Origin of the sequence: Aeromonas sp. 604176, assembly GCF_049170755.1 — a bacterium.
Taxonomy (GTDB): Bacteria; Pseudomonadota; Gammaproteobacteria; order Enterobacterales; family Aeromonadaceae; genus Aeromonas; species Aeromonas veronii_A.
The window spans coordinates 1-9387 of sequence record NZ_JAAKNE010000144.1; the positions used below are offsets into that span (position 1 = coordinate 1).

Annotated in this window: 10 protein-coding genes; 6 read left to right on the forward strand and 4 right to left on the reverse strand. The window is 58.5% G+C overall.

The annotated features are described in order from the left end of the window. The first annotated feature begins 91 nt into the window (after window positions 1-91). Window positions 92-1296 (forward strand): IS3 family transposase gene (locus tag G5358_RS18820; RefSeq protein ID WP_102948393.1). Its coding sequence is split into 2 segments (ribosomal slippage): window positions 92-410 and window positions 410-1296, totalling 1206 coding nucleotides; the frame shifts between segments, so codons are not numbered across the junction. A 102-nt stretch (window positions 1297-1398) separates the two neighbouring features. Here the strand turns inward: G5358_RS18820 and G5358_RS18825 are convergent. Beyond that, window positions 1399-1851, reverse strand: coding sequence for a site-specific integrase (locus G5358_RS18825; RefSeq protein WP_201972457.1), 453 nt, complete (start codon window positions 1849-1851; stop codon window positions 1399-1401). A 997-nt stretch (window positions 1852-2848) separates the two neighbouring features. Between G5358_RS18825 and G5358_RS18830 the strand changes: the two genes are divergently transcribed. Further along, window positions 2849-3619: a substrate-binding periplasmic protein gene (locus G5358_RS18830; protein ID WP_421324687.1), complete on the forward strand. Its 771-nt coding sequence runs from the start codon at window positions 2849-2851 to the stop codon at window positions 3617-3619. 46 nt (window positions 3620-3665) lie between these two features. On the opposite strand, the gene G5358_RS18835 is transcribed toward G5358_RS18830, so the two are convergent. Beyond that, the gene (locus G5358_RS18835; RefSeq protein WP_257520123.1) at window positions 3666-3791 is read right to left on the reverse strand and encodes a hypothetical protein; all 126 of its coding nucleotides are present in this window, start codon (window positions 3789-3791) and stop codon (window positions 3666-3668) included. Between the two features lie 293 nt (window positions 3792-4084). Here G5358_RS18835 and yjbD point away from each other — a divergent pair, with 293 nt between their 5' ends. Then, window positions 4085-4369: a DUF3811 domain-containing protein gene (gene yjbD, locus G5358_RS18840; RefSeq protein ID WP_039040119.1), complete on the forward strand. Its 285-nt coding sequence runs from the start codon at window positions 4085-4087 to the stop codon at window positions 4367-4369. Window positions 4370-4761: 392 nt separating this feature from the next. Next, on the forward strand, window positions 4762-4974 hold the full coding sequence (gene cspE / locus G5358_RS18845; protein ID WP_042078672.1) for a transcription antiterminator/RNA stability regulator CspE: 213 nt from the start codon (window positions 4762-4764) through the stop codon (window positions 4972-4974). A gap of 175 nt (window positions 4975-5149) precedes the next feature. Here the strand turns inward: cspE and G5358_RS18850 are convergent, their stop codons facing one another. Continuing rightward, entirely contained in the window at window positions 5150-6535 is a 1386-nt protein-coding gene (locus G5358_RS18850; RefSeq protein ID WP_052816044.1) for an ATP-binding protein, read from the reverse strand. Window positions 6536-6542: 7 nt separating this feature from the next. After that, window positions 6543-7265, reverse strand: coding sequence for a response regulator (locus tag G5358_RS18855; protein WP_010675899.1), 723 nt, complete (start codon window positions 7263-7265; stop codon window positions 6543-6545). A 199-nt stretch (window positions 7266-7464) separates the two neighbouring features. Here G5358_RS18855 and G5358_RS18860 point away from each other — a divergent pair, with 199 nt between their 5' ends. Together G5358_RS18860 and G5358_RS18865 are read left to right on the forward strand one after the other, a co-directional pair. Continuing rightward, complete coding sequence (locus tag G5358_RS18860; protein ID WP_052816042.1) at window positions 7465-7821, forward strand: hypothetical protein; 357 nt, start codon at window positions 7465-7467, stop codon at window positions 7819-7821. Between the two features lie 249 nt (window positions 7822-8070). Further along, window positions 8071-9387 (forward strand): cache domain-containing protein (locus tag G5358_RS18865; RefSeq protein ID WP_421324688.1); only part of this gene is annotated, 1317 nt, incomplete at its 3' end.

The following is a 9387-nucleotide window of genomic DNA, read 5'->3' on the forward strand; positions in this document are numbered from 1 at the left end:
TAGATTGGCCCCTTGAAGATCCAGACACTTCGCCCCTCTTAACTTAAGAGGTAGTCTTGGAGCTATGTTCAGTACTAGTCACAACGAGAAGATGGTCGAAGTGTTAACAGGGGCCGAGCGCCGTCGACGCCGGACTCCACAAGAAAAGATCGCCATCGTGCAGCAGACCTTTGAGCCCGGGATGACCGTCTCTCATGTTGCTCGCTTGCACGACGTCAACGCAAACCAGCTTTTCAAATGGCGTAAGCAATTCCAAGAAGGGTCTCTCACGGCGATCACCGCCGGTGAGGATGTTGTTCCTGCTTCCGAGTTGGCTGCTGCCATCAAGCAGATCCGAGAGCTTCAGCGTCTGCTCGGGAAGAAGACCATGGAGAACGAGATCCTCAAAGAAGCCGTGGAGTATGGTCGAGCAAAAAAATGGATTGCGCATGCGCCCTTGTTGCCGGGGGACGACGATTAAGTGCTGTGAGCCAGGCTCTTAATGTATCGCGTGCGCAGCTATCCGTTCGTGTTCATCGAAAACCGGGTTGGCAAGATGGTCGTCATCATCGCCAGCGTGATGATGCAGCCTTACTTGGCCGTATCATGGAGGCGATGGCAGAGCTTCCCTCCTATGGCTATCGCCGGGTCTGGGCGCTGTTACGGCGTCAGTCTGAGGCAACAGAACAACCTGTGGTAAACGCTAAGCGGGTATATCGCGTCATGCGCGAACATGGCTTGCTGCTGGAAAGAAAACCAGCTGCACCATTGGCCCAGCAGGCACATAAGGGGCGTGTTGCCGTCAAGGAGAGCAATCGACGGTGGTGCTCAGATGGCTTCGAGTTTCGCTGCGATAACGGTGAAAAACTACGTGTCACGTTCGCCATGGATTGCTGCGATAGGGAAGCGTTGGACTGGGCGGCCAGTACTGGGGGTTACGATAGTGACACTGTGCAAGATGTCATGCTGAGGTCTGTCGAACATCGCTTTGGGGATTCGTTGCCGGCATCACCGGTGGAGTGGCTGACTGATAATGGCTCGGCGTATCGAGCCCATGAGACCCGCGCGTTTGCACGAGAAATCGGGTTGGAGCCCAGAACGACAGCAGTGAGAAGCCCACAGAGTAACGGTATAGCGGAGAGCTTCGTGAAGACGATGAAGCGAGACTATATCGAGATGATGCCAAAACCGGATAGCCGAACAGCGGTAGGCAATTTGGCTATCGCGTTTGAGCATTATAACGAGCACCACCCGCACAGCGCCTTGGGATACCGTTCACCACGGGAATTTCTGCGCAGTCGGGTATCACAACCCTAAGCGGGAAAAGTGTCTGGACCTATGGGGTCAAATCCACTTTATTGAGTAACACCATTAGGGCTCACATTACTATTCATCGTCGCTAAAGCAATGCCTTTGTATTCAGGAAGATAACCCACGTCCCCAGAAGTTAACGGAAATCACAGTATCCGCTGCCAGATCCAACAACCGCCGCTCCCATAGCTCCAAGGCTCGCCGCTTCTCTGGCAGGTATTCATAGCGGTCATAGTGCTTGCTGGATACGTCATTCAGGGCGTGATTCTGTAGGCGGTCGCGCAGATCTTTGGCTATGCCCAGCTCGCCCATCAGAGTTTTACAGGTTCGGCGGAAATCACGGGGGATAAAGTGCGCCATCTCGGCGCGTTTGCGGTAACGATCAATCGCTTGGCTAAGTGAAGCCATCGGCATTGGTTCGCTCGGCTTGGTGGCGTGGGCAAAGATAAAGGGACTATCCCCCGTTGCCGCTTGCTGCTCTCTCAACACCCGCAAGGCGCTATCAGTGAGTGGGATCAAGTGAGGGCGGCCATTCTTGGAAAGCTCGGCGGTAATGGTCAAGGGAGGGTGCGAATAAGCACCCTCCACAATGAAACTGAAAAAATTAGTTTATTAAATTCAAATACTTACAAAGGCGCATTTTTATGTTTGGTGACTTATTCGCACCTTCCTTAGAACTAATGGCTGGGCTCTTTTTTTCACTTGACTATTGTTTGAACTATCACTGTCTTACCTCAGGGGCGACATTGCTCCGATCGTGTGTACCAATCCCGTAGGCCATGACTTTATTCTGGAGGTATGCCTGATGGTGAAGCCATGTAGTGGGGTGATTACAGCGGCAGTTATGCGGTAGGGGCTTATTTGAGCTGTAACCCTGGCACCAGTCAGTGACTTTCCAGCCCATACAGTCATAGGTCATTCCGCTAGCCGATGACGTTATCTCATACGTCACCTGCTATTCGGTTCAGCTCGGTGTCTTCGACCAGCTCCTGGTAGCAGACAAAGATATAGGGTGACAAGCAGTTGAAGGCGGGGTAGTTACCGTTCAGGATGGCAACATCAGACCCGTTACCCTTTTTCAGGAAACGCCCCATAGGGAGGCGAACAATGAAGCCAAAAACCACCTTCGATTTTCAGCATCACAGCCCCTAGACATCAGAACTGGTGTAGTATGACCTCAGTAATCAGAGGAAGACGTTCGAAGAGTTGTGTAAACTTTTTTATCGTATAAGCATCAGATGTTGACACGAACAGCGTTAATGATAGGTTTAATGCGATTTATAGGCATGTGGGTGAGATAACAAGGTGGATAGAAGCTGTGGATACTTGCCTTGCACTCAATCAACTCACACACACAGCGGCATTTACACTGAAATGTTCCTGCCCTTCCCTTCTAATCCCCTGCGGCAGGCCCTGATTCATCAGGGCCTTTTTTTACTTGTTTCTGACGCATTCACCTCCCCCGACGACCATGTTGCTGCCACTTTCCCCCGCTTTACGTCCCCTTCGTCCAGGCTTGTGGCTATCATCGAGACGATTTCTCCCTTCGGGAACCTGCATGAACTACTTGAGTCGTCTGCTGTGCCTCGCCCTGCTGATGTTCGGCAGCCACCTTGCCGCGGAGCCGCTGCGGGTGGGAGTCAGTTTTGCCATTCCTCCCTATGTCATCAGCCACGAAGACAGGGGCATCGAACTCGATCTCATGCGAGAGGCCTTCGCAGGCAGCCCCCATGAGCTGCAGGTCGTCTATCTTCCCCTGGAGCGCACCTTCAGGATGCTGGAGGAAGGCAAGCTGGACGCCATCATCAACGTCAAACCCGGCATGCTGGAAAGCGCCTACCTCTCACAGCCGGTGATCACCTTCCACAACCGGGTCTTTACCCTGGCGCCGACGGCAGTCCACACCATGAAGGATTTGCAGACCCTGCGAGTCAGTGCCTTCCAGCGTGCACGACAGATCCTGGGAACGACCTTCTCCGACATCGTCGACCAGAATTCCCGTTATGAAGAGGTGGCGAGGCAGGAGGGACAGGTACAGCGGCTCCTGCTCGGGCGCACCGATGCCGTGATCCTGGAACAACGGGTGTTCTACTACTATCTGGCGCAGTTGCTCGGGGATGACCAGGAGGGCGACCGCTATCCCAAGGACAAGGTCAGACAGCACGACCTCTTCCCCCCGACTCACTACCACTTCGCCTTTCGCGAGGCGGGCCACCGACAATGGTTCGACAGACAGCTCGCCAAGATGAAGGCGGACGGGCGCTATGAGCGGATTTTTGCCGCCTATGGCACCACCTCTACTGCCGGAGACAAAAAAGCCAGCCCATGATGGACTGGCTTGATACCGGCTCCTGGGAGCCGCAGTGGATGGAGCGTTACTTCATCGCGCTGCCGTTTTTCAGCTCTGCTTTCTGACGTTTGGCTTCGCGTTTCTCTTTCAGTGACATCTGCGGTTTTTTCTTGGCATCTTTGCCGTGATGCTGTTCTTTGTTGCTCATCATCAGACTCCAAAAAGGTTACCTGGACAGTTGGAACGGGTGTTCCAGCATGTCAGCCGAATCGTGGATTTCAGTACGCCAACAGTGACGATCGGGGATCGCACTGGCCTCAGCATACTCCCAATCTTCCGCCGGGATCCAGCCTCCCGGCAGCGCCTGTCAGCCAGGCGTTCCCGTAGCGTGCCCCCCCCGGGAATGACGACCGGGCGACACTTTTGGCATCCGAGGACGGATGGTCAGCCTGTCTCCGGTGGATGTGTGTTAGGGTGGGCATTCAACGATCGCAGGAGCGCGTCATGAAGAAGCTGGAAATGAAGGATCTGACCGAGGCCGAGAAAGCCGAGATTGCCCTGCTGGTGCAAAAGGCCCAGGCCAATGCCGATCACACCCTGACCAACGGGGAGCGCAACAAGATCCGCGAAGCAGGACGCCAGAAGATCGCCGCCGATCGCGCCCAGGCCGCCAAGGCGGCTTCCGCACTGGCGCGGGAGAAAGCCAAAGAGCGAGCCAGTGCTCAAGTACTGCCCGACACCTTCAGCTGGTCCGATTCCGTCAGCAACAAATACCGTGGCAGACGGTAACGGCAGAATGAACGCACGCAGATGACGCTGCTGCAAAAAAGGGGGCTGGCAGAGCGTCATGTCATCTCCCTGAAAAGGGCAGCAGGAGGCCCCTGCCAGCTGATGCACACCCGGATAAAACCCCGATCCAGCCATCACTGACTGAAACGAATACCAAGATAAAGATTGCCATGACGGGATGTGCGTGTTCTAATCGTTTTCGATGGTTCGGTAGTTCAGACCTGATTATGTTAGGCAGTCATCTTAAAGCAGTGATTTGTGCAGGCAGTTATCCCCGATAATTCTTGCCAGATAATTCTCCTTCTTTAGTGCTCCCCATACGTATTTCTGACGAAAAATCATGGATTGCCACCCTAATGGCGTTTCACTAATCACTATTCAAGGAAATTATCATGTCCAACAAAATGACTGGTACCGTAAAGTTCTTCAACGCCGAGAAAGGCTTCGGTTTCATCTCCCCGGCTGACGGCAGCAAAGACGTGTTCGTTCACTTCTCCGCCATCCAGTCCAACGGTTTCAAAACCCTGGAAGAAGGTCAGCGCGTTGAGTTCACCATCGAGCAAGGCCAGAAAGGCCCGGCTGCTGCCAACGTTACTGGCCTGTAATTCACGCCCGAGCCGCCTTCCGTTTTTCGGCAGCGCCTCAGCAAGAATTGAAAAAACCCGCTTCGGCGGGTTTTTTGTTGCCCATTTCCGGGTGGCCGACCTGTTGCTCTGCTTCCCTCTCGCCACGGGCAGCAAAAAGGCACCCTGGTGGTGCCCCACTTCCTGGTCAGGTTCCTTACAGGGGCAGGCTGATCCGCGCCTCCAGCCCCCCCTCCTCGCGATTGTGAAGGCTGAGCTCACCGCCGTGCTGGTGCACCAGGGTGCGGGCGATGGCGAGCCCCAGTCCCACGCTGCCAGACTCGGTGTTGCGGGCTTCATCCAGGCGCACGAAGGGCTTGAACACCTCCTCCAGCTGGCTCTCCGCAATCCCCGGTCCCTGATCGCGAACCAGGATCAGCAACTCCCCGTCACCACGCACCAGCGAAACCTCGGCCCCCCCTGCGTACTTGATGGCGTTGCCGATGAGGTTTTGCAGCACCCGGCGCAGGGTGTTGGCGCGGCAGGCGTAAACCTGCTTGCCCTCGGCCAGGCAGGTGACGGGCTGGCCCATGTCGGCATAGTCGTCACACAGGCTCTCCAGCAGGCTGACCAGATCCAGCTCCCGGGTCGCCTCCTGCTGCCCCTCCTCCCGGGCAAAGCTCAGGGTCGCCGCCAGCATCTGCTCCATCTGCTGCAGGGTCTGCTGGAAGCGATCCTTGTCTTCCCCGTCCGCCAGAAACTCGCTGCGCAGCCGCAGGCTGGTGATGGGGGTGCGCAGGTCGTGGGAGATGGCGGCCAGCATCCGGGTTCTGTCCTGCACGAAGCGATCGAGCCGGGTGTGCATCCGGTTGAAGGCCTGGATGGACTCGCGGATCTCGGTGGGCCCCTCCTCGCGCAGGGGCTCGATGTCCTCACCACGCCCCAGCCTGTCGGCGTTGGCCGCCAGTTGCTTGAGGGGACGGGTCGCCCGGCGGAACAGCCAGATCATCAGGCCGATCACCAGGCTCGCCACCAGCAGCAGGTTGAGGGTGGTCTGCCAGGACCAGCTCGCCGTCTCCTTGTCCACCAGGGAGCTGAACTGAAGCCAGCCGCCGTTGGGCAGTTCGATGGAGCCGTAGAGCCGCATGTCCTGGGGCGGCGGCATGCCGTTGCGATCCTTCATCATGCGGTTGTGGTGCTGCCAGGCCCGGCTGCGCTGGATGTCCTGCTTCAGCTCGGCGCTGATCTCCACCGCCAGGGAGGATGGATAGCCGAGCTTGGCCCGCACCAGCTTCTCGAAGCGGGGGCTGCGGTTGTCCGGCTGCAACGGCTCGTCGGCCAGACGTAGCAGCAGGGTCTCGCTGCGGCTCGCCTTGAGGATCTCGTGATAGAGGGAAGGAGGAGAGAGGGAGAGCAGGCGCACCACGGAGATGATGCGCTGCATGGCGTTGCGGCTGTTGACGTAACCGAGGGCCTCCTCCCTGTCCGAGCGGTAGATCTGGATACTGAGCAACTGGATCAGCACCAGCCCCGCCAGGGCCACCAGCACTATCTGGCCGGTCAACCCTTTGGGCAGCAGCCTGGCGAAGACGCGCTTGATCATGTCGGCCTCACTCCTGGGTCACGTCGGCGGCGAACAGGTAACCGCCACCCCAGATGGTCTTGATGAGCTCGGGATTCTTGGGATCCCGCTCCAGCTTGCGCCGCAGTCGGCTCACCAGGGTATCGATGGCGCGATCGAAGGCCACCGCCTCCCGGCCACGGGCCAGATCCAGCAACTGATCCCGGCTCAGCACCCGCTGGGGCCGCTCCAGAAACACCTTGAGCAGATCGAACTCGGCGGTGGAGAGGCTCATCCCCACCCCCTCCTCGTCCACCAGCTCACGGCGATTGACGTCGAGCAGCCAGCGATCGAAGCGCAGATCCCGGGTCAAGGTCTCCGGCACGGGCAGGCTCTCTGCCTGGGTACGGCGCATCACCGCCTTGATGCGGGCCAGCAGCTCCCGCGGGTTGAACGGCTTGGAGAGGTAGTCGTCCGCCCCCATCTCCAGGCCGATGATGCGGTCCGTCTCCTCCCCCATGGCGGTAAGCATGATGATCGGCAGGCGGGATTTGACCCTGAGCTCGCGGCACAGGGTGAGGCCATCCTCCCCCGGCATCATCAGATCCAGCACCAGCAGGTCGAACTCCCGCTCATCCAGCAGCCGCTTCATCTCCTTGCCATCGCGGGCGCAACTGACGCGCATGCCATGCTGCTCCAGAAAGCGCTTGAGCAGATCGCGGATCTCGCTGTGGTCATCGACCACCAGAATATGAGGGCTGCCTTGGTTCATCATCATTTCTCCGTTATCGGGCTGGGGCGATTATACGAAAATCAACCGGGCGGGTTGTGTCAAAGTGTGCCAGCACGCCCCTGTGCCACACTCTGCTACAAAATAGGCTTCTACTGGCAAATTTCAGACACTTCCACGGTGTTTACTGGATACCAAGGCGAAAGAGCCTCTACCCGTACACATCCGACAGGAGTTACCCATGAAAAAGCTGACCAAGACCCTGCTGACCGCCACCCTGATCCTCGGCCTGCCGCTGGGCGCCTATGCCGCCAGCGAGGCGGTCTCCACCGCGCAACCGACCCAGGCCACGGCGACCGGTTGCCCCATGGACGGTACCGGCATGATGGGCGGCAAGCATCATGGCGGCCGCCACGACAAGATGGCCCGCATGAAGAACATGACCCCGGAACAGATCCAGGCCCATCTGCAACAGCGCTACGACAAGATTGAAGATCCGACCAAGAAGGCGGAGTTCGTGAAGAACCTTGGTCTGCGTGCCGACGGCATGATCAAGCACGCCGAGGTGATGAAGCTGTTCGCAGAAGCAAACCAGTAAGTCGACGTAATGAAGCGGTTTGCCGAAGCAGACTCGTGATCCGGCAGGGCCCTGCCCCGACACCGGCGAAAACGACAGGGTGGCGCAAGCCACCCTTTTTTTGTCTCCCCCCAGTTTTTTCACCTTTTCCTACCTGGCCGCATCATGTTATGTGAGCGATAACAAACGTTTCACTTTCGAAATAAATCATAATGGTCCCTCACACAACAGACGCGGGCACGATCCCGGACACAGTGGACAGGAGTCGTTATGGGATGGAATCTGGGCACAATCAAGGGGCGCTATACCGCCGTTTTTCTGGGCTTCATGGCGCTGGTGTGCGCCCTGACGGTGATCGGCATCCAGATCTGGATCACCCCCGCCCTGCAAAAAGCGGGGGAGGAGAACGTGGCGCTGCGAGTCGGCGAGATAGCGACCGACATCCGTGACCAGCTCAACGGGGTGCAGACCCAGTCGCGCAGCATCACCCAGCTGGTGGCACAACTGCCGAGCGAGCAGATAGATGCCCAGCTCCCAGCCCTCATCGACCAGTACGGCAACGGCATGGTCTTCGGTGGCGGCATCTGGCCCCTGCCGGACAAGCGGGAGGCGGGACGCGCCAAGTTCAGTACCTTCTTCCACAGGGATGCGTCCAACGCCCTCATTCCCAACACCTACTGGAACTCGGCAGAGGCGCCCAACTATTTCGATCAGCCTTGGCACAAGGCAGGTCAGCAGGCGCCCCGTGGCGTCTGTGCCTGGGCCGCCGCCTACAAGGATGGCGCGAGCCAGCAGCCGAGAACCAACTGCGCCATGGGGATCTACCAGGATGGCGCCCTCTACGGGGTGTCGACCATAGACGTCACCCTGGGCTTCTTCAACGACCTGGTGGCCAAGAAAGAGCAGGAGATCGGCGGTCAGGTGATGATCATCGAGGCTGACGGCAAGATCCTGAGCCGCAACGCCCGTCTGACCGGGGATGTGGTGCTCGGCAACCTCTCCGCCCACGCCGACTATCCCTTCGCCCTCGCCATCAGCGGCCTGCTGGGCCAGGATGCGAGCAAGGGGCAGCTGCGCACCACCTTCCAGGATCAGGGTGAGGAACAGACCCTGCTGATGGAGGCCATCGAAGGGACCCCCTGGCTGCTGGCCGCCGCCCTGCCGACCCGCACCCTGACCCAGGACAGCCGGGATGTGCTCGCCACCCTGGCGAGCATCCAGCTCCCCCTGGCGGGGCTGCTGTTCGTGCTCATGGTGCTGGCCATCAGCCAGCTTGGCAGCCGCCTGCAGACCCTCAAGCTCAACATCGACGCCCTCAGCGCCGGCGATGCCGACCTGACCGCCCGCATCCAGGTCAAGGGGCATGACGAGCTGGACAACATCGCCCTGTCGGTCAACCGCTTCATCGCCTTCCTGCAACAGATGATGGTGCAGGTGACCGCCGCCACCGACCTCATCACCCGCGAGCTGGCCCAGCTCGATCAGCAGACCGGGCAGGCCAGGCGGATCCTGGGAGAACACGCCAGCGAAACCGATCAGGTCGTCACCGCCCTCAACGAACTCAGCTCCACCGCCGACAGCGTTGCC